General features: G+C 70.0%; 21 protein-coding genes. 6 read left to right on the top strand and 15 right to left on the bottom strand.

Annotated features, from left to right (window positions below):
• Positions 1–99 precede the first annotated feature (99 nt).
• Positions 100–513: a VOC family protein gene (locus tag ABJI51_RS09690; protein ID WP_348949329.1), complete on the top strand. Its 414-nt coding sequence runs from the start codon at positions 100–102 to the stop codon at positions 511–513.
• A gap of 37 nt (positions 514–550) precedes the next feature.
• Here the strand turns inward: ABJI51_RS09690 and ABJI51_RS09685 are convergent, their stop codons facing one another.
• The 4 genes from ABJI51_RS09685 to ABJI51_RS09670 form a co-directional block, all read right to left on the bottom strand.
• A complete protein-coding gene (locus ABJI51_RS09685) occupies positions 551–1,222 on the bottom strand; it encodes a DedA family protein (protein WP_348949327.1) in 672 nt (223 codons plus the stop codon).
• Positions 1,223–1,350: 128 nt separating this feature from the next.
• Positions 1,351–2,172: a YceI family protein gene (locus tag ABJI51_RS09680; protein WP_348949326.1), complete on the bottom strand. Its 822-nt coding sequence runs from the start codon at positions 2,170–2,172 to the stop codon at positions 1,351–1,353.
• Positions 2,169–4,736, bottom strand: a complete 2,568-nt coding sequence (locus ABJI51_RS09675) for an MFS transporter (protein WP_348949324.1) — start codon at positions 4,734–4,736, stop codon at positions 2,169–2,171. Before ABJI51_RS09675 ends, ABJI51_RS09680 begins: the two co-directional genes overlap by 4 nt.
• On the bottom strand, positions 4,733–5,257 hold the full coding sequence (locus ABJI51_RS09670) for a MarR family winged helix-turn-helix transcriptional regulator (RefSeq protein WP_348949322.1): 525 nt from the start codon (positions 5,255–5,257) through the stop codon (positions 4,733–4,735). Before ABJI51_RS09670 ends, ABJI51_RS09675 begins: the two co-directional genes overlap by 4 nt.
• A gap of 185 nt (positions 5,258–5,442) precedes the next feature.
• Between ABJI51_RS09670 and ABJI51_RS09665 the strand changes: the two genes are divergently transcribed.
• Positions 5,443–5,868, top strand: coding sequence for a PPOX class F420-dependent oxidoreductase (locus ABJI51_RS09665; RefSeq protein ID WP_348949320.1), 426 nt, complete (start codon positions 5,443–5,445; stop codon positions 5,866–5,868).
• Between the two features lie 61 nt (positions 5,869–5,929).
• A complete protein-coding gene (locus tag ABJI51_RS09660; protein ID WP_348949319.1) occupies positions 5,930–7,321 on the top strand; it encodes an FAD-binding oxidoreductase in 1,392 nt (463 codons plus the stop codon).
• Between the two features lie 55 nt (positions 7,322–7,376).
• On the opposite strand, the gene ABJI51_RS09655 is transcribed toward ABJI51_RS09660, so the two are convergent.
• The 4 genes from ABJI51_RS09655 to ABJI51_RS09640 form a co-directional block, all read right to left on the bottom strand.
• Positions 7,377–8,078: a DedA family protein gene (locus ABJI51_RS09655; protein WP_348949317.1), complete on the bottom strand. Its 702-nt coding sequence runs from the start codon at positions 8,076–8,078 to the stop codon at positions 7,377–7,379.
• 46 nt (positions 8,079–8,124) lie between these two features.
• A complete protein-coding gene (locus tag ABJI51_RS09650; RefSeq protein ID WP_348949315.1) occupies positions 8,125–8,481 on the bottom strand; it encodes a hypothetical protein in 357 nt (118 codons plus the stop codon).
• 25 nt (positions 8,482–8,506) lie between these two features.
• Positions 8,507–9,658, bottom strand: a complete 1,152-nt coding sequence (gene nagA, locus ABJI51_RS09645; RefSeq protein ID WP_348949800.1) for an N-acetylglucosamine-6-phosphate deacetylase — start codon at positions 9,656–9,658, stop codon at positions 8,507–8,509.
• 91 nt (positions 9,659–9,749) lie between these two features.
• Positions 9,750–10,322, bottom strand: coding sequence for an RNA polymerase sigma factor (locus ABJI51_RS09640; RefSeq protein ID WP_163046624.1), 573 nt, complete (start codon positions 10,320–10,322; stop codon positions 9,750–9,752).
• 201 nt (positions 10,323–10,523) lie between these two features.
• Between ABJI51_RS09640 and ABJI51_RS09635 the strand changes: the two genes are divergently transcribed.
• A complete protein-coding gene (locus ABJI51_RS09635) occupies positions 10,524–10,808 on the top strand; it encodes a YciI family protein (RefSeq protein ID WP_348949798.1) in 285 nt (94 codons plus the stop codon).
• Here the strand turns inward: ABJI51_RS09635 and ABJI51_RS09630 are convergent.
• From ABJI51_RS09630 to ABJI51_RS09610, 5 genes are all read right to left on the bottom strand, one after another.
• Positions 10,803–11,741: a PDR/VanB family oxidoreductase gene (locus ABJI51_RS09630; protein ID WP_431605594.1), complete on the bottom strand. Its 939-nt coding sequence runs from the start codon at positions 11,739–11,741 to the stop codon at positions 10,803–10,805. The genes ABJI51_RS09635 and ABJI51_RS09630 overlap by 6 nt on opposite strands.
• A gap of 50 nt (positions 11,742–11,791) precedes the next feature.
• Entirely contained in the window at positions 11,792–12,649 is an 858-nt protein-coding gene (locus ABJI51_RS09625) for a metal-dependent hydrolase (RefSeq protein ID WP_348949311.1), read from the bottom strand.
• Entirely contained in the window at positions 12,646–14,118 is a 1,473-nt protein-coding gene (locus ABJI51_RS09620; RefSeq protein ID WP_348949309.1) for a flavin-containing monooxygenase, read from the bottom strand. Before ABJI51_RS09620 ends, ABJI51_RS09625 begins: the two co-directional genes overlap by 4 nt.
• An 81-nt stretch (positions 14,119–14,199) precedes the next feature.
• Positions 14,200–14,673, bottom strand: coding sequence for a pyridoxamine 5'-phosphate oxidase family protein (locus ABJI51_RS09615; protein ID WP_348949307.1), 474 nt, complete (start codon positions 14,671–14,673; stop codon positions 14,200–14,202).
• Between the two features lie 2 nt (positions 14,674–14,675).
• Positions 14,676–15,587, bottom strand: coding sequence for an SDR family oxidoreductase (locus tag ABJI51_RS09610; RefSeq protein ID WP_348949305.1), 912 nt, complete (start codon positions 15,585–15,587; stop codon positions 14,676–14,678).
• Between the two features lie 145 nt (positions 15,588–15,732).
• On the opposite strand from ABJI51_RS09610, the gene ABJI51_RS09605 reads away from it, so the two are divergent.
• Together ABJI51_RS09605 and fbaA are read left to right on the top strand one after the other, a co-directional pair.
• Positions 15,733–16,554: an LLM class F420-dependent oxidoreductase gene (locus ABJI51_RS09605; RefSeq protein WP_348949303.1), complete on the top strand. Its 822-nt coding sequence runs from the start codon at positions 15,733–15,735 to the stop codon at positions 16,552–16,554.
• A gap of 154 nt (positions 16,555–16,708) precedes the next feature.
• A complete protein-coding gene (fbaA, locus tag ABJI51_RS09600; protein WP_348949301.1) occupies positions 16,709–17,740 on the top strand; it encodes a class II fructose-bisphosphate aldolase in 1,032 nt (343 codons plus the stop codon).
• Positions 17,741–17,790: 50 nt separating this feature from the next.
• Here fbaA and ABJI51_RS09595 read toward each other — a convergent pair whose 3' ends face one another.
• A complete protein-coding gene (locus ABJI51_RS09595; protein WP_348949299.1) occupies positions 17,791–18,195 on the bottom strand; it encodes a type II toxin-antitoxin system VapC family toxin in 405 nt (134 codons plus the stop codon).
• Positions 18,188–18,469 carry a type II toxin-antitoxin system Phd/YefM family antitoxin gene (locus tag ABJI51_RS09590; RefSeq protein ID WP_348949297.1) on the bottom strand — a complete coding sequence of 94 codons (282 nt, stop codon included), beginning with the start codon at positions 18,467–18,469 and terminating at the stop codon, positions 18,188–18,190. Before ABJI51_RS09590 ends, ABJI51_RS09595 begins: the two co-directional genes overlap by 8 nt.
• Positions 18,470–18,497 lie beyond the last annotated feature (28 nt).

The following is an 18,497-nucleotide window of genomic DNA, read 5'->3' as shown; positions in this document are numbered from 1 at the left end:
GAGATCACGATTGGCCGGGGAATTGGTCACCTCGGTTTCGGCACGCGGACGCTGTGCAACTCTGGGAAGCCGCCACGCGAAAGGACGGCTTCGGAAGCCATGGCCAAACTCATGTCCGTGCACCACCTGGCGCTCACCGTGACCGACGTGGACCGCAGCGTGCCGTGGTACGTGCGTGTCCTCGAGCTCGAGGAGGTCACCCGGCGCGAAGAGCCGGAGACGGGACTGCGGAAGGTCGTGCTGCGCTCCGCCGGCGACGAGTTCTCCGTGGTGCTGGTCCAGCACGCCGACACCGGACGGCGCGGGTTCGACGAACGCCGCACCGGCCTCGACCACGTCGCGTTCCGCGTGCACTCGGCCGCCGAGCTGGCCGAATGGGAGAGCAGGCTCGCCGAGTTCGGCGTCCACTACCAGCAGGCGGCCCCGTCCCGCACCTTCGAGGGCTCACGCGTGCTGGTGTTCCGCGACCCCGACGGCATCCAGCTGGAGATCTGGGCCGACCCGGAACTCTGACTCAGACGTACCGAAGGTGCCCTTCAGCGCGCGGGACTCAGGAAGTGCGGGCGTCGTCCGGGGTGTCCACCGGGCGGCGCATCTCCTGCCGGTAGCGCAGCACCCCGTACCCCGTGCCGACCACGAAGAACGCGATGCTGATCCACAGCGCCGCCGTCTTCACCCAGGGCAGGGCGTCGAGCAGGCCCGCGCCGTAGTAGCCCAGGAGCACCAGCGTCGGCACCCAGAGCAGGCCGCCCAGGGTGGTGGCCAGGAGGAACCTGCGCGGGTCCATCCGGGCCGCGCCCGCGATCAACGGGGCCAGCGTGCGGATCCAGGGGATCCAGCGGGCCGCCACGATCGCGAAGAAGCCCTTGCGGTCCAGGAACCGCTGGGCGCGCTCGAGGTTGTGGCGGTTCAGCACCTTGCCGTCGCGGCGGGCGATCAGCTTCGTGCCGCTCGTGCGGCCGATGTAGTAGCCGATCTGGTTGCCGAGGACGGCGACGATCAGCGCGGCTCCTGACAGGAACCACGCGTTCGCGTCCGACCCGTGCTGTGCCAGCACCACCCCGGCGCCGAACAGCAGCGAGTCGCCGGGCAGGAACAGGCCGATGATCAGCGCGCACTCGACCAGGACGAAGCTCAGCACGATCACCCAGACGAGCAGCGGTCCGGCGGTGTCCAGCCAGCTCACGCCGACGCCCGCGGCCTCGATGCTCACGACGTTCACACCGCGAGCCTACGTGGCCCGGGTGAACTGTCCGCGGCGAACGTGCGAATCGAGCTGTCCGGAATATCCGTCGTCTACGAACGGTGAAGGCCCCCTCACCAGCGGTGAGAGGGCCTCCGGCCGGGAACTCAGAACTGCGGGAGCGACTCGCCCTGTACCGCTTCGATGTCCAGCTCGATCTTCACCGTCGTGCCGACCGCCGCGACGCCCGCGCGGACCATCGCGCTGTAGTTGATCGCGAAGTCGTTGCGGTGCAGCGTCGTCTCCGCGTGGAACGCCGCGCGCACGCCACCCCACGGGTCCGGGCCCCAGCCGCCGTAGGTCAGCTCCAGCTCGATCTCGCGGCGTTCGCCGTGCAGGGTCAGCTCGCCGGTCAGCGTCCACGAGTCCGCGCCGCGCTGCCGCAGCCCGGTGCTCTCGAAAGTGATGACCGGGTGGACGTCGACGTCGAGGAAGTCCGGCGAGCGCAGGTGGTCGTCGCGCATCCGGATGCCGGTGTCGATGCTCGCCGCCTTGATCTCGGCGTGCACCGACGACCGCTCGGCCGGGCGGCCGATCTCGATCCGGCCGGACAGGTCCGGGAACCGCGCCTTGATGCTCGCGATGCCCAGGTGCCGCGCGGTCGCGACGACCGACGAGTGCATCGGGTCGATCACCCACGGTCCCGCGGGCGGCAGCTCGATCGCCTCGGCGACCGGGGCCAGCACGACGTCGCCGAGCGAGCCGCCGCCGTCCGAGGCGATCTGCACCATCCGGGCGACCGGGGTGAACCCGGCCGCCGTGACGACCGCGGTGTAGGTCCCCGGCGCCAGCGCGTCGGTGACGACGTTCCCGCGGACGTCCGCCGCCTGCCGGGCGACCTGCCGCCCGGCCGGGTCGGTGACGGTGAGCACCGCGTGCTCCACCGCCCAGCCCCCGTCCGTGCGGAAGGTCGCGCGCAGGCCGGTCATGACCGGTCGGCCAGCTCGTCGAGGGCCTGGTCGTAGCTCAGCCGGACGTCGTGGTCCGCCTCGCCGCCGGTCAGCTCCACCTGGCTGGTCGCCGGCGGGTAGCCGCTGGCGACCACGGTGTACGCGCCCGCGGGCAGGTCGCTGACCACGTACTTGCCCTCGGCGTCGGTCCGGGCCACGGCCGCGACGTTGCCCTCGGCGTCGAGCACGGTGATCCGCGCGTCCGGGACCACCCGGTCGCCCTCGGTCCGCGCGGTGCCGGTGAGCAGCACCGAGCTGGCCAGCTCGACGTCGTGGCGCAGCACGCCGCTGTCGGGCACGGTCAGCGTGACCGCGACGGGCCGGTAGCCCGCGCCGCTGGCGACCAGGGTGTAGGCCCCGGCACCGACGCCGACGAAGGCGTACGTGCCGTCCGTGGTGGTGATGAACGCGCCGTTCACCTCGCCGCGGCCGTCGGTCAGCGTCACCGTCACGTTCGGCAGCGGAGTGCCGGTCGCGGCCGAGCGCACGGTGCCGGTCAGCTCGCCGGACCCGGTGAGCGTGACGTCGACCGTCGCGGGCCCGTTGCTGATCACGACGCTGGAGGCCTGCGGCTGGTGGCCGTGCGCGGACACGATGAGCACGTACGCGCCCGGGCCCTGGCTGGGCACCGAGAAGCTGCCGTCCGCGCTGCCGGTGGCCCGCGCGACCTGGCGGCCGCGCTGGTCGATCAGGGTCAGCGCGGCGCCCGGCACGTGACTGCCGTCCTGACGGCGCACGTGCCCGGTCACCGGCAGGCCGCCCGCGCCGACCGGGGTGTCGATCTCGGCGTCCGCCACGGAGTTCTTGATCGGCAGCGCACCCGAGACGGCCTGGTAGTCACCGTGCCCGTTGGTGCTCAGCGCGTGCTTGCCGCCCCCGACGAGTGCCGGTTCGCGGTCGAGCGGACGCACCGGCTCGACGATCTCGGTCGGCTCGTCGGCGTGGTCGTCCAGCAGTGCCTCGCCGCCTTCCATGGCCGCCGCGGCCGGGGCCGCGTTGGTCAGCGGGATCTCCTTCATGAACAGCAGGACCAGCGTGGCCAGCAGCGCCACCGCGCCCGCGATGTAGAAGACGGTGGTGATCGAGTCGGTGAAGCCGACCAGCACCGGCGTCTTGATCGCCTCCGGCAGGTTCTGGATGCCGCTGGTGTTCTCGGACAGGTTGCCGATGCCCGCGCCCGCACCCGGCGGCAGCTGGCCGCCGAACGCCTTGGTGATGTTGGGCAGCAGGGTGTTGAACAGGACGGTCAGGAAGATCGCGACACCCGCGGTACCACCGATCTGCCGGAAGAACGTCGCCGACGCGGTCGAGACACCCATGTCGCTGCGCGGGCCCGCGTTCTGCACCGCGATGATCAGCGTCTGCATGCACTGGCCGAGGCCGAGGCCGATGATGGCGGCCGCGACGAGCGGGTGCCACAGCGCCGAGTCGTACTTGACCTGCGCGAAGAAGAACGCGCCACCGGCGATGAGGATGGTGCCGACGATCGGGAACACCTTGTAGCGCCCGGTCTTCCCGGTGATCCGGCCCGACACGACGGAGCTGAACATGATGCCCGCCATCAGCGGCAGCATCAGCAGGCCCGACTCGGTCGGCGTGTACCCCTGCACGACCTGCATGAACTGCGGGATCATCGTGATCGCGCCGAACATCGCGACACCGACGATGACACCGCCGATGATCGCCACGGTGAACGTCGAGTTCTTGAACAGCCGCAACGGGATCAGCGCCGCGTCCTTCATCAGCTGCTCGACCACGATGAAGGCGATCACGCCGACGCCGCCGACGATGTAGCACCAGATGGCCTTCTGGTCGCCCCAGCCCCACTTCTGGCCCTGCTCGGCGACGAGCAGGAACGGCACGACGGCGACGACCAGCGTCAGGGCGCCCCACCAGTCGATCTTGTGGTCGTGGCGCTCGTGCGGCACGTTCAGGACCTTGGCCACGACGAACAGCGCAAGGACACCGATCGGGACGTTGATCAGGAAGACCCAGCGCCAGCCGTCGATGCCCGCCAGGTCGTCGAAGCCGGCGAAGAGACCGCCCAGCACCGGACCGAGCACAGTGGACAGACCGAACACGGCCAGGATGTAACCCTGGTACTTGGCGCGCTCCCGCGGCGGCACGATGTCGCCGAGGATGGTCATGGCCAGCGACATCAGGCCGCCGGCACCGAGGCCCTGGATCGCGCGGAACGCGGCCAGCTGGTACATCGACTGCGCGAACGTCGAGGCCAGCGAACCGGCGACGAAGATGGTGATCGCGGCCAGGTAGAACGGCTTGCGCCCGTAGATGTCGGACAGCTTGCCGTAGATCGGCGTGACGATCGTCGAGGTGATCAGGTACGCCGTGGTCGCCCACGCCTGCAGGTCGAAGCCGTGCAGGTCGTTGGCGATCTTGACGATCGCCGTGCCGACGATCGTCTGGTCGAGCGCGGCGAGGAACATGCCGCACATCAGGCCGCTCAGGATCGTGACGATCTGGCGGTGGCTCAGCCGTGGCGGTTCCTTCGCCACGGGTTGGTCGACGGTGGTGCTGCTCATGCGTTGGCCCCCTTGGCCGGTGCAGCGGCGGACGCGTCGGCGTCGGCCAGCTGTGGAGAGTGGTTCTCGATACCTGTGTTCAGCCGGGCGAAGAGCCGGTTCAGGGTCTGGATGTCCCCTTCGGTCCAGTCCCCGAGCACTTCGGCCAGCCACTGGTTGCGCTTCTTGCGGTTCTCCTCGAAGACCCGCAGGCCCTCGGCCGTCGGCGCGAGCAGGCAGGCACGCCCGTCTTCCGGGTCGGCCTGGCGCTCGACCAGCCCGTGCTGCACGAGGGAGCTCGACTGCCTGCTGATCGTGGAGATCTCGGAGTGGAGCGACTCGGCCAGCTTGCTGGTCCGCTGCGGGCCCTCGTGGATGAGGGTGAAGAGGATCGCGTACGCCGCCCGCTCGATGCCGTCCGGTCCCTGCTTCGCGACCTGCGACTTCGCCTTGTTGATCAGCCGGACCAGGCGCACGAGCTCGTGACCGAGCTGGTCGGCGAGATCCAGTTCGGCCGTGGGCCGGGTGGTGTTCGGTGCCATGGTGATCCTTCAAGGCGTTGGTTGGCGGCTGCAACTAGTTGCCTCAGGCAAGGATGTGCCTTCATCAGCGGTTGTGCAAGCGGAGTTACCCGGGATGTGTCGCAACACACTTTAGTTGCCGTATGCAAGCACATTTCTCCGGGGCTGCTCCGGAACAACGGCGGCCCTAGGGAGTTGGAAGGGGTATGACCGACGACACAGTGCTCAAGGACTTCCTGGCAGGCCACGGCCACGGCGTCCTGGCAACGATCCGCCGCGACGGGCGGCCCCAGTTGTCCACGATCACCTATCTCTACGACGCGGAGCCGGACACGATCACCGCGTCCATCACCGAGACCCGCGCGAAGACGAAGAACATGCGCCGCGACCCGCGGGTGACGTTCCACGTGGGCAGCGAGGACGGCCGCAGCTACGTCGTGGTGGAGGGTCGCGCGGAGCTGACCCCGCCGGCGGCCGCGCCGGACGACCCGACGGTGGAGGCGCTGGTCGAGTACTACCGCCGGGCCGCGGGCGAGCACCCGGACTGGGACGAGTACCGCCAGGCCATGGTCGCCGACCAGCGGGTCGTGCTGACGATCCACGTCGAGAAGCTGCTCGGCCTGATCCGCTAGCGTCCGGCAAATTCGAAAGAAAACTTCCGCAGTGCGGACTCTGCGGGCTTACGATGAGGCCATGGGCAACGAAGCTTTGGTCACCCGGCTGCGCGACCTGCTCGGCAGGAACGCGGTGCTCACCGACGCCGACGTCACCGCCTCCTACGCGCGGGACATGATGCCGCTCGCGCCGTCGGGGCGGCCGCTGGCCGTGGTGCTGCCCGTGGACACCGCGCAGGTGCAGGCCGTGGTCAAGGCGTGCGGCGAAGCGAAGGTGCCGATCGTGCCGCGTGGGGCGGGCAGTGGCCTCTCCGGCGCGGCCAACGCCGTCGACGGCTGTGTCGTCCTCTCGCTGACCAAGCTCGACCGGATCGTCGAGATCGATGCCGGCAACCGGCTCGCCGTCGTGCAGCCGGGTGTCGTCAACCTCGACTTCCGCACCGCCGTCGAAAAACACGGGCTGTTCTACCCGCCGGATCCGTCCAGCTACGACTGGTGCACGATCGGCGGCAACCTCTCGACCAACGCCGGCGGCCTCTGCTGCGTGAAGTACGGCGTCACCACCGACTCGGTGCTCGGCCTCGAAGTCGTCCTGGCCGACGGCTCACTGCTGAAGACCGGACGGCGGACCGTCAAGGGCGTCGCCGGGTACGACCTCGCGCGCCTGTTCGTCGGCAGCGAAGGCACGCTCGGCGTCATCACGCAGGCGACCGTCCAGCTCAAGCCGCTCCCGCAGGCTCCGGCGACGCTCGTCGCGGGCTTCACCAGCACCGAAGCGGCGGGGGAGGCGGTCGCCCGTGTCGTGCGCGAAGGGCTTGTGCCGTCGCTGCTGGAGATCATGGACGCGTCGTCGATCAAGGCGTCGGAGACCTACCTCAAGACCGACCTGGGTGCGGGCTCGGACTGCCAGGCGCTGCTGCTCGGCCAGTCCGACGCGGGCGGCGAGGTGGCCCGCCGCGAGCTGGCGGCCCTGGAGCAGATCTGCGTCGACTGCGGCGCGCACCTGGCGTACACGACGGAGGACCTCGAAGAGGGCCGCATGCTCCTGCAGGCGCGCCGGGTCGTGCTGACGGCGCTGGAGACGTACGGCATCTGGCTCACCGACGACGTCTGCGTGCCGCGCACGCGCATTGCCGAGCTGATCCGCGGCTGCGAGAAGATCAGCGAAGAGGTGGGCCTGCGCATCGCGGTGGTCGGCCACGCCGGCGACGGCAACATGCACCCGACGATCGTCTACCAGCCGGACGACCCCGACGAGTTCGCCCGCGCCCGGCAGGCGTTCGACGCGATCCTGGAGGTCGGGCTGTCCCTCGGCGGCACGGTGACCGGCGAGCACGGGATCGGCAAGATCAAGCGCGAGTGGCTGGAACGCGAGATCGGGCCGGTCGGCCTGCGGGTGCATCGGGAGATCAAGCGGGCCCTCGATCCCGAGAACCTCTTCAACCCGGGTTCGATGTTCTCCATGACCTGACAGAAAAAAGGGCCCCACCGCCGACCGGTGGGGCCCTTCGCCTGGAGGGGGACGTTCAGTCCCTGATCCGCGGAATCCGCTGCGTCACCTCGGCGTCGGTTTCCGCCACCGCCTTCTTCTCGCGCCGCGACTTCAGGTACTCCAGCGCGATCGGCACGACCGACACCAGCACGATCAGCACGAAGATCGCGTCGACGTTGTCGCGGATGAACGAGATGTTGCCCAGCAGGGAACCGAGCACCGTGATGCCCGCCGCCCAGAGGATGCCGCCGAGCACCGTGTACGTGAAGTAGCGCTTCGGGTCCATCCGGCCGATGCCCGCGATCCACGTGATGAACGTGCGCACGAACGGCACGAAGCGGGCCAGCACCACGGCCTTCGGGCCGTGCTTTTCGAGGAATTCGTGGGTCTTGTCGACGTATTCCTTCTTGAAGAACTTCGAATCCGGCCGGTTGAACAGCCTCGGGCCGACGAAGTACCCGATGTAGTAGCCGACGACGTTGCCGAGCAGCGCCGCGACCGTCACCAGCACGCACACCAGCCACAGCGGGGCCTTCAGCGTGCCGTTCGCGATGAACAGGCCCGCCGTGAACAGCAGGGAGTCGCCGGGCAGCACCGGGAAGATGCTGCTCTCGACGAAGATGATCAGGCACAGCACCGCGATGACCGGCGTCGTCAGGCCGCTCAGCAGGTGCTGCGGGTCCAGCCATGACGGCAGCAGCGACATCGTGTTGACCGTGCTCTGGGCGAGAATCACCTCGAAAACGGTACAGGGTCACCCTGAGTCGTGACTGAGACCCGGGTCAGACCAGGGTCAGCAGCCCCACCACGGAGCCCGCGGCGAGTCCCAGCAGCACCGCCAGCAACAGAATCCAGTACGCCGGAAGCTGCGCGGCCTGGCGCGGGGGCTCCGGCGGCCGCGGGGCGTACGCGGTCGGTGCTTCGGAGGCGGCGTCGAGGGCCGCGCGCTCGCGCTCCAGCGAGTCCGCGCCCGCGCCCGACAGCAGCCCGTACGCCGAGGGCAGCTCGTTGATCGCGGCGGTCGGGACCGCGTCGGTGCCCGGCTCCGGCTCGCGGGACGGTGCCGCCGAAGGGGCGAAGACGGCCTGCGCGCGAAGGGCGTCCGCCAGCAGCTGCTCGGGGTCCTTCGGCTCGCTCATCTCCGCCCGTCCGCTCGCTGGAAACCTATGTGCTCAAGGTAGCCGTACCCACCTCGGCAACCCACTCGCCCCGGCGCAGCACCTTGGACGGCCGCAGGTCCCGGTCGAGGACCACGAGGTCGGCCGCGTAGCCGGGGCACAGCATCCCGGTGCGATCGGCGATGCCGAGCAGTTCGGCGGGCCGCTGCGACGTCGCGTGGACCGCGTCGAGAATGCCGAGTCTGGCACCCTGGACCAGGTTACGGAAGGCGGCGTCCATCGTCAGGGTGCTGCCGGCCAGCGAGCCGTTGTCGGCGAGGGTGGCGACGCCGTCGTGGACGTCGACCTCCAGCCTGCCCAGCGTGTAGCGGCCGTCGGCCGCGTCGGTGGCGGACATCGCGTCGGTGATCAGGACCGTCCGGTCGCGGCCCGCGTGCTTCGCGGCCAGCCGGACCACGGTCGGGTGCAGGTGCACCAGGTCGCAGATCAGCTCGATGGTGATGCGCTCGTCGTCCAGCAGCGCCCCGATCGGGCCGGGCTCGCGGTGGTGCAGCGGCCGCATGCCGTTGAACAGGTGGGTCGCGACCGTCGCGCCCGCGTCGATCGCGGGCAGCAGCTGCTCCTCGACGCCGTCGGTGTGCCCGATGGCCGCGATGACGCCGGACTCGGCCAGCTGCCGGACCGCCTTGACGCCGCCGTGCAGCTCGGGGGCGATGGTGACCATCCGGATGGCGCCCTGGCCCGCGCGCAGGAGCTTCTCGACCGTGCCGGTGTCCGGCTCGAGCAGCGTCTCCGGGTCGTGCGCGCCGCAGCGGGCCTTGGAGATGAACGGCCCTTCCAGGTGGATGCCCGCGACTTCGCCGTCCTGGACCAGCTCACGCAGCGCCGCGATCTGCTCACGCAGGATGTCCACCGGGTCCGAGACCAGGCTGGCGAGCATGGTGGTGGTGCCGTGACGGCGGTGCGCCCGCACCGCCGTCCGGAGTTCCTCGGGATCGAGCGAGGTGAAGGAGGCGCCTCCCCCGCCGTGGCAGTGGGTGTCGACGAAGCCGGGCACGACCAGCGCGCCGCCGACGTCGACGTGCTCGCCCGACGGCGGGTTCCCGGAACCCACGCCGGCGATCCGCCCGTCGGAGACGGCCACCCAGCCGTCGTCGAGTATGCGGTCCGGGGCTGCGACCCGGCCGCCCATGATCACGAAATCTCCGGCGCCTCTCACGCACCCCAGCATATATTGGTCTGGACCAAGCATGGTGATACGACTCGGTGACTGGAATGGTCCACCCGGGTCACTGTGGGGCTTGCATGGCCTTCTGCAGCGCTTCGAGCGCCCGGCTGGCGGTCGATTTGACGGTACCCTTCGAGATGCCCGCGGCCTCGGAGATCTCGGCTTCGCTCAGCCCTCCGTAGTACCGCAGCACCAGCACCTCGCGCTGGCGGGGCGGCAGCTTGGACAGCGCGCTGACCACCGCCTGGTGCTCGCTGGAGAGCATCGCGAGGCTCTCGGCCGAGCGCGCGTTCACCGCGTGCGGCGGCACGTACTCGCGGGCGGTCTTGCGGCGGCGCAGCACGCTGCGCGACCCGTTGACCACGGCGGTGCGCAGGTAGCCGACGGCGGCCGCGGCGTCGCGCAGCCGTCCCCAGTTGCGGTGCAGGCCGGTGAAGGCCTCCTGGACCACGTCCTCGGCCGTCGCGGGCTCGTCGACCAGCAGGATCGCCAGCCGGACCAGCCGCATCCGGTGCTGGCGGTAGAGGTCCTCCAGGGTCAGCGGCGCGGCTGTCTGCGCCGGGGCCGGCCCGTCCATGACCCGCAGGTGGCCGAGGGTCGCCTCGACACTGCGTTCCGCATTGCCCTCGAGCATGAACCCCTGCCTGTTCTCGACCCCGGTTTGCACGGTGTGTCGCGTCAGCAGGTTCACGGTATTCACAGCGCTCACACAGGTACTGACGCACGCCCAGCCTATCGGGTTGGACTGCCGGTGCCACAGATCGGATGCTGGTACACGACTGTGACACGGGTAGCGTCGATCTTGTCCCGTCCACTCCCGACCCCGGAGATCCACATGGCCTGGTACCTCGTCGAAATCACCTACGTCCAGGAGAAGATGCCGGACGTCCGGCCGCGGCACCGCGAGTTCCTCTCGAAGCTGGCCGAGGAGGGCCGGGTCGCGATCGGCGGCCCGCTCGGCGACGGCACCGGCGGCGTCACGCTCTACCAGGCCGACGACGAGGCGCACCTCAAGGAGACGATCGACCAGGACCCGTACTTCCTCGAAGGCGTCATCGCGAAGCGGACGGTCCGCGAGTTCGTCCCGGTGCTGGGTGCCTGGCTGCCGCAGGAGTCATAGATCGAGCACGGCGCTGCCCCGGTCGACGCAGATCCGCACGGATCCGCCGTCGGCCGTGGGCACCGCGCAGGTCCCGCAGAAACCCTGACGGCACGAATACGGCGTTTCCGGGCGCACCTCGCGCAGGACGTCCAGGGCACTGCGGTCGCCCGGCACCTCCAGCACCCGCCCTGACCTGCGGAGCACCAGCCGGAACGGCTCGCCGGCGACGATCGGCGGCGGCGCGAACCGCTCGAAGTGGACAGCCTTGGCGGTGGTCAGCGCCAAGTCGACGCGGACGCCGGTGATCATCGGCGCCGGGCCGCAGCAGTACACGGACGCTCCTTCGGGGAGGTCCTCGAGGAGTTCGGCACCCGAGGCGGGCATGCCGTACTCGCTGTCCGGGCGGATCCGGACGCGGCCGCCGTATCCCGCCAGCTCGTCCAGGAACGGCATCGAGGCCCGGCTGCGGCCGGTGTAGACCAGCCGCCAGTCCGCGCCCATGGCGGCCGCGCGGTGGACCATCGGCAGGATCGGCGTGATCCCGATGCCGCCCGCGACGAACAGGAACGGCCCGCCGCCGACGAACGGGAACGCGGTCCGCGGGCCGCGGACGGTGACCCTGGTGCCCGGCGCCAGCGCGTGCACCTCGGCCGACGCGACACCGACCCGCCGGACGGCGATCCGGTAGTGCGAGCGGTCGCCGGGATCGCCGCAGAGGGAGTACTGCCTGGTCAGGCCGGACGGCAGGACGAGGTCGACGTGCGCGCCCGGCCGCCAGCCCGGCAGGTCCGGCCCGGTCAGGCGGACGCTGACGACGTCATCGGCCTCGGCCCGCACCGACTCGACGACCAGCGGCAGATCCCGGTCGACCGCGCGGACCGGCGGCCGCCGCTTCCCGCTGAACTGCGCAAGCCGCCGGTACACGCCAACGACACCGACCAAAGTGGACATCAGGAGGTCGGTCCGGCCGCTGCCGTCGAGCCGGGTCGGCCGCCCCAGCGTCACCCCGCCGCCCGCGCCGCGGGCGAACTCGCCAGGTACGCCACGGCCTGGTCGGTGTTCCCCGTCTGGGCCGGGTGGTACGACCTGCGGAAGTACGGCCGGATTTCCCGCAGCAGCTGCCGTCCGGTCGGCAGCAGCCCGCGCTTCGCCGCCCGGCGGTAGCCCCGCAGCGAAGCACGGCCCGGCCGCGTCGGGTCGTTGCGCATCAGGTACCGCGTGCCGCGGGCGAACACCCACGCCAGCACCGGCGTCACCGCCGCCATGCTGCGCACCCGGCGGGTGTGGCGGCCGTCGAGGTGGACGAACAGGTCGAACGCGACCGACCGGTGCTCGACCTCCTCGGCGCCGTGCCAGCGCAGCAGGTCCAGCATCACCGGGTCGGCGCCCGCGGCCTCCAGCGGCGCGTCGAGCACCCACTGCCCGAGGAACGCCGTGTAGTGCTCGATCGCGGCGATGATCCCCAGCCGTTCGACCAGCCATTCCTCGGCCGCCCGGCCGGTGAGGCCGCGGTCGCCGAGCAGCTTCCGGAACAGCCACTCCATCTGCGCCACGAACGGCCGCACGGGTACGCCGGCGGCTTCGAGGTGCCTGGCCGCGCCGTCGTGCGCCTCGGCGTGCACCGCCTCCTGGCCGATGAAGCCGAGGACGTCCTCCTTCAGCCGCTCGTCGCGGATCAGCGGCACCGCCTGCTTGAACACCTCGACGAACCAGCGTTCGCCCTCGGGCAGCGCCAGGTGCAGGACGTTGATCGTGTGCGTGGCCTGCGGTTCGCCGGGGATCCAGTGCATCGGCAGCGCCGCCCAGTCGAACTTCACGTCCCGGGCGTGCAGGACGAGCTGTTCCTCCGGCGAGGTCACGACGCCCGGCCGGACAGCTCGTAGTCGGCCGGGTCGACCTTGCGCGTTTCGAGCCAGTAGCGCCAGGTGAAGCCCGGCCAGATGGTCCGGTTGACGCCCTTGGCGTCGAGGTACCAGCTCTTGCAGCCACCCTGCGTCCAGACGCCCTTGACCAGCTTGTCCTGGATCTCCTGTTGGAACTTCTCCTGCACGCCGGGCCGGACGTCGAGCGCGGCCGCGTCGCGGGAGTCGGCGAGCTTGATGGCGTCGACGACGTACCGCGACTGCGACTCGATCATGAACACCACGGAGTTGTGTCCCAGCGCGGTGTTCGGGCCGAGCAGGAAGAACAGGTTCGGGAAGCCGGAGACGGTGATGCCCTTGTGCGTCTGCATCCCTTCGGTGGCCCACTCCTTGGCCAGGTTGCGGCCGTCGACGCCGGTGATGTCGAGGTACTCCAGCGCGTCGGTGACCTTGAAGCCGGTGCCGTAGATGATCGCGTCGACCTCGTGCTCGACGCCGGCGTTGTCGACGACCGAGTGCGCCCGGACCTCCTTGATGCCGTCGGTGACGACCTCGACGTTCGGCCGGTTCAGCGCCGGGTAGTAGTCGTTGGAGATCAGGACGCGCTTGCAGCCCATCGTGTAGTCCGGCGTGACCTTCCGGCGCAGCGCGGGATCCTTGACGCCCTTGGCGATGTGGCGCTTCGCGATCAGCTCGCCCGCCTTCATGATCGCCGGGTGGCCGTTGAAGCCGATGGCGCGGGCTTCGAGCAGCCAGTACAGCGCGTTGCGGTACAGGCGCTGGGTGCCGGGGACGCGCTTGAACAGCGTCTGCGCCCACTCCGGCATCGCGTGGTCGGGCTTGGGCATGATCCACGGCGGCGTGCGCTGGAACAGCGTCAGGCTTTCGACGTCCGGGGCGATCTTCGGGACGAACTGGATCGCGCTCGCGCCGGTGCCGACCACCGCGACCTTCTTGCCGCGCAGGTCGTATTCGTGGTTCCACCGCGCGCTGTGCCAGGTCTGCCCCTGGAACTTCGCGATCCCCGGCAGCTCGGGGATCTGCGGGATGTGCAGGCCGCCGACGCCGGAGACGAGGAACTGCGCGGAGAACTCCCGGCCGTCCTTGGTGGTCGCCGTCCAGCGGCGCTCCTTCTCGTCCCAGTGTGCGCCGGTGAGCTCGACGCCGAAGCGGATCTTCTCGCGCAGCCGGTACTTGTCCGCGACGCCCTTGAGGTAGGCGAAGATCTCCGGCTGCGGCGAGAACGACCGCGACCAGCCCGGGTTCTGCTCGTACGAGAACGAGTACATGTGCGACTGCACGTCGCACGCGCACCCGGGGTAGGAGTTGTCGCGCCAGGTCCCGCCCACCTCGTCGGCCTTCTCCAGGATCACGTAGTCCCGGATGCCGGCCTTTTCGAGCTGGATCGCCTGGCCGAGCCCGGAGAACCCGGTACCCACGATCACGACCTTGAACCGCTCGGTCATCTGTCGGCCTCCGCTGCTTCGAGGATGCTGCCCAGATGACGTTACCTCAGGTAACAGTTACTTGGAAGTACTCCCTACTGGTTAGTACGTCCCGCCGAGCTTGCCGTGGTCCCAGCTGGCCACCTTGGTCGGGTGGAAGACCAGCCCGACGCGCTTGGGGGCCTGACCTGCGATGAACGCGCTCAGCTCGGCGGGCACCGGGTCGCCGGGCTTGGCGCCGGCGTACCGCTGCATGAGCGTGATGCCCATCCGGGTGACCTCGGCGGTGTCCTCGACGATCTCGACGTCGGCCTCGAACGAGACGCCGCGGAGCTTCTCGTAGCTGTCGCCGTCCTCGATCAGCACGGTCGCCTCCGGCAGCCGCCGGAAGTTCTTCGCCTTCTGCGACGTGCCGTATGTCCAGGTCGCGACGCCGTCCCCGTGCGGGAAGTACCAGAGCGGCGCGAGGTGCGGGCGGCCGTTCGGGCCGATGCTGGCGACGTTGATGACCTTCTGCTCGGCGAAGTACGCCCGCACTTCGTCCTCGGTCATCCGGATCTGGTCGCGACGGGACATGCTCACCCCTTGGTGGCGGCCCGCCCGCCGTGGCCGGTGACCGCCGACTCGAATGCGCCGCGCGCCTCGATGTCGGCCAGCGCGGCCCGGTCCGCCGAAGGTACCCGGCTGCGCGAGCCGATCTCGACGATCGGCGGCAGGAACGCGCGGAACAGCTTGAGCCCGCCGACCCAGCGCGGCACGTGGATGGTCCGGGCGCGCTTGAGGATGCCCGCCTCCAGGTCGTCGAGGGCGACGTCCAGGGGATAGGTCTTGCCGATCAGGCCCGGCATCGACGCGCGCAGCTTGCCGAACACCGGGTGCGCGTCTGCGCTTTCGACCAGGTCGGTGCGGATCCACGTCGGGTGCGCGACGCCGACCTTGACGCCCAGGTGGGCGACCTCGGCGCGGAGGCTGTTCGAGAAGGCTTCGACGCCGGCCTTCGCGGCGGCGTAGTTGGCCATGCCGGGCGCGTGGGTGATCGCGGCGAGGCTGGAAACGGCCAGCAGGTAGCCCTTGCGCTCGATGACGTGCGGCAGCGTGACGCGGAAGGTCCGCCAGACGCCGAGCAGGTCGACCTCGATGACCTTCTCGAACGCGGCCCGGTCGACCGAGCGGACGAAGCCCGCGGTCGCGATGCCGGCGTTGGCGACCACGATGTCGATCCCGCCGAAGTGCGCGACGACGTCCTTGGTGACGCTTTCGAGCGCGTCCCAGCTGGTGACGTCGGCTTCCCAGGACTTCGCGTCCGGCCCGATCCGGTCGGCGACCTTCTGCTGCTCCTCGGCTTCGAGCCCGACGAGGGCGACCTTGGCGCCGCGAGCGGCGAGCCGTCCGGCCAGCCCGGCGCCGATGCCGCGGGCGGCGCCGGTGATCAGCACGACCTTGCCGTCGACCTTCTTGGTGCCGTTGAGCAGCGAAAACGGGTTGGCCACGGTGCCTCCTAGACGTCGCTTCACGGGCACGGTACCTCACCTTACCCGCGGTAAGCTACCCAGCAGTAGGTCAATTTCACGGGAGGTGCTCCCACAATGCGGGAAGCCGGGAGGAAAATCGGCGTCTCGCGCGTTGGGGTGTTCCATGGCAATCGAACTGGGCAAGCTCGGAATCTGGCGGTCCTACAACCAGGTGGACGCGAAGTTCGCGGCGGAGGCGGAGAAGCTCGGCTACGGCGCGATCTGGCTGGGCAGTTCGCCCGGCGGCGACCTCGCCTTCGTCGACGAGCTCCTCGCGGCGACGGACTCGCTGGTCGTCGCGACCGGCATCGTGAACATCTGGCAGGACGCCCCGGCGGACATCGCGCGGGCGTACGAGCGGATCGCCGGAAAGTACCCGGACCGCTTCCTGCTCGGCATCGGCGCCGGCCACCGCGAAGCGACGAAGGAGTACAAGAAGCCGTACGCGGCACTGGTCGACTACCTCGACGGCCTCGACGAGGCGGGCGTCCCGGTCGCCGGGCGGGCGCTGGCGGCGCTCGGCCCCAAGGTCGTCCAGCTGGCGGGCGACCGCACGGCGGGCGCGCACCCGTACCTGACCACGCCGGAGCACACGCGCAGCACGCGGGAGATCCTCGGCGCGGGCAAGCTGCTGGCTCCGGAGCACAAGGTGGTCCTCGGCACCGACGTCGCCGAGACCCGCGCGATCGGCCGCAAGACCGTGAAATTCTACCTCGGGCTGTCGAACTACGTCGCGAACCTGCGCAAGCTCGGCTTCACCGAAGAAGACGTCGAAGGTGAGGGAAGCGACCGCTTGGTCGACGCGCTGGCCCTGCAGGGGGACGCGGCGACGATCGCCCGCGGCCTGGCGGCCCACCTCGACGCGGGGGCGGACCAGGTGATCGTCCAGGTGCTGAACGAGGACCCGTGGCCTGCCTACCGGGCGCTGGCCGCCGAGCTGCTGTGATCCCCGTCCGGCCGCCGGTTCGCCGGCGGCCGGACCCTTCTCCTTCTGAACCGATCCGACGTGCGGGAAAGTTTCTGTGCGGGGACCGGTGTGCGGCGGCGGCGGACCTCGTACGATGCGGTCGGGACCACCCTGTGCCAAGGAGGAGTCAACGATGCCCATCGCCACCCCCGAGGTCTACGCGGAGATGCTCGACCGGGCCAAGGCGAACGAGTTCGCCTACCCGGCCATCAACGTGACCTCGTCCGAGACCGTGAACGCCGCCATCCGCGGCTTCGCCGAGGCGGAGAGCGACGGCATCATCCAGTTCTCCACCGGCGGTGCGGAGTTCGCGTCCGGCCAGAAGGTCAAGGACATGGTGACCGGCGCGACCGCGCTGGCGGAGTTCGCCCAGGTCGTCGCGGCGAAGTACGACGTGAACGTCGCGCTGCACACCGACCACTGCCCGAAGGACAAGCTGGACGGCTTCGTCCGCCCGCTGATCGAGATCTCGGCGGAGCGCGTCAAGAACGGCCAGAACCCGCTGTTCCAGTCCCACATGTGGGACGGCTCGGCGATCGACCTCGACGAGAACCTCGAGATCGCCGCGGAGCTGCTCGCCAAGACGGCGGCCGCGAAGATCATCCTCGAGGTGGAGATCGGCGTGGTCGGCGGCGAGGAGGACGGCGTCGAGGCCGAGATCAACGAGAAGCTGTACACGGCCGAAGGCGACTTCCTCAAGACGATCGACGCGCTGGGTGCGGGCGAGAAGGGCCGCTACCTGCTGGCGGCGACGTTCGGCAATGTCCACGGCGTGTACAAGCCGGGCAACGTGAAGCTCCGCCCGGAGGTCCTGAAAGGCGGCCAGGAAGCGGCGGCGAAGAAGCTCGGCCTGGACGCGGGAGCCAAGCCGTTCGAGCTGGTCTTCCACGGCGGCTCGGGCTCCCTGCCGGAGGAGATCCGCGCGGCAGTGTCGTACGGCGTGGTGAAGATGAACGTGGACACGGACACGCAGTACGCGTTCAGCCGCCCGATCGCGGACCACTTCTTCAAGAACTACGACGGCGTCCTGAAGATCGACGGCGAGGTCGGCAACAAGAAGGTGTACGACCCGCGCTCGTACCTGAAGGCGGCGGAAGCCGGCATGGCGGCCCGCGTCGTCGAGGCCTGCCAGGCCCTGGGCTCGGCGGGCACGAAGCTCAAGTAAGTCTCTTCGCGCGAAGGGCCGCCACTCGCTGTGGCGGCCCTTCGTCGTGTTCAGACTTCGACGACTTCGAGCAGGCTCTCGAGGCCGTGGAAGTCCTTGGCGTTCCGGGTGTACAGCGGCAGCCCGTGGACGGAAGCGATCGCGGCGATCATCAGGTCCAGGCGCCGTGGCCGGGGTGACCGGCCCGCGGCCACGGTCAAGGCGACCAGCGTGCCGAACCGCGCGGCCGCCTCGTCGTCGAACGGCAGCGGGGTGAACTCGACGATGGCCGCGGCCACTTGCTCGTTGCGCACAGCTCTCTCGGCCGGATCTGCTGTCATGGCCACGCCTTGGTGCAGCTCGGCCATTGTCACCGCGGTGATCTCGGGATACTCGGGGAGCACCTCGGGGTCCAGCGACGCGAGGCCGAGATAGGTGCAGGTGTCCAGCACGCCGGAGGCATGACGGTCAGCCACGCCGACGCTCCCAGGGGTTGTCCCCGTCGCCGATCCGGTCTTCGCCGCCGAAGAACTCGTCCGCCTCGCGCCGCATGGCGGCCGCGTCCACCCGTGGCAGGCGCTTGTGTCGTTGGCACAGCTCTTCGGCCGTGAACCGCTTGCGGCGCGGCACCGGCCGCACTTCGGCGATCTCCACACCGTTGCGCGTGACGTGGTAGGTCTCGCCCGCTTCGACCGCGTCCATGACGGCGGCCGAGCTGTTGCGGAATTCGCGCTGGCTGATGACCTTCACGCCTGAAGTGTAGCACCCTGTAGCACGC

The sequence above is a fragment of the Amycolatopsis melonis genome (assembly GCF_040064235.1).
In the GTDB taxonomy this organism is placed as follows: domain Bacteria; phylum Actinomycetota; class Actinomycetes; order Mycobacteriales; family Pseudonocardiaceae; genus Amycolatopsis; species Amycolatopsis melonis.
The sequence above is the reverse complement of the archived record's forward strand: the minus strand, read 5'-3'. Positions and strand labels throughout refer to the sequence as shown.

Coding starts and splice junctions, on each gene's coding strand:
- ABJI51_RS09665 (WP_348949320.1), top strand. CDS start 5,443: ATGACCGACGACACAGTGCTCAAGGACTTCCTGGCAGGCCACGGCCAC.
- ABJI51_RS09615 (WP_348949307.1), bottom strand. CDS start 14,673: ATGTCCCGTCGCGACCAGATCCGGATGACCGAGGACGAAGTGCGGGCG.
- ABJI51_RS09670 (WP_348949322.1), bottom strand. CDS start 5,257: ATGGCACCGAACACCACCCGGCCCACGGCCGAACTGGATCTCGCCGAC.
- ABJI51_RS09680 (WP_348949326.1), bottom strand. CDS start 2,172: ATGACCGGCCTGCGCGCGACCTTCCGCACGGACGGGGGCTGGGCGGTG.
- ABJI51_RS09605 (WP_348949303.1), top strand. CDS start 15,733: ATGGCAATCGAACTGGGCAAGCTCGGAATCTGGCGGTCCTACAACCAG.
- ABJI51_RS09620 (WP_348949309.1), bottom strand. CDS start 14,118: ATGACCGAGCGGTTCAAGGTCGTGATCGTGGGTACCGGGTTCTCCGGG.
- ABJI51_RS09640 (WP_163046624.1), bottom strand. CDS start 10,322: ATGCTCGAGGGCAATGCGGAACGCAGTGTCGAGGCGACCCTCGGCCAC.
- ABJI51_RS09635 (WP_348949798.1), top strand. CDS start 10,524: ATGGCCTGGTACCTCGTCGAAATCACCTACGTCCAGGAGAAGATGCCG.
- ABJI51_RS09630 (WP_431605594.1), bottom strand. CDS start 11,741: ATGTCCACTTTGGTCGGTGTCGTTGGCGTGTACCGGCGGCTTGCGCAG.
- ABJI51_RS09660 (WP_348949319.1), top strand. CDS start 5,930: ATGGGCAACGAAGCTTTGGTCACCCGGCTGCGCGACCTGCTCGGCAGG.
- ABJI51_RS09650 (WP_348949315.1), bottom strand. CDS start 8,481: ATGAGCGAGCCGAAGGACCCCGAGCAGCTGCTGGCGGACGCCCTTCGC.
- fbaA (WP_348949301.1), top strand. CDS start 16,709: ATGCCCATCGCCACCCCCGAGGTCTACGCGGAGATGCTCGACCGGGCC.
- ABJI51_RS09675 (WP_348949324.1), bottom strand. CDS start 4,736: ATGAGCAGCACCACCGTCGACCAACCCGTGGCGAAGGAACCGCCACGG.
- ABJI51_RS09690 (WP_348949329.1), top strand. CDS start 100: ATGGCCAAACTCATGTCCGTGCACCACCTGGCGCTCACCGTGACCGAC.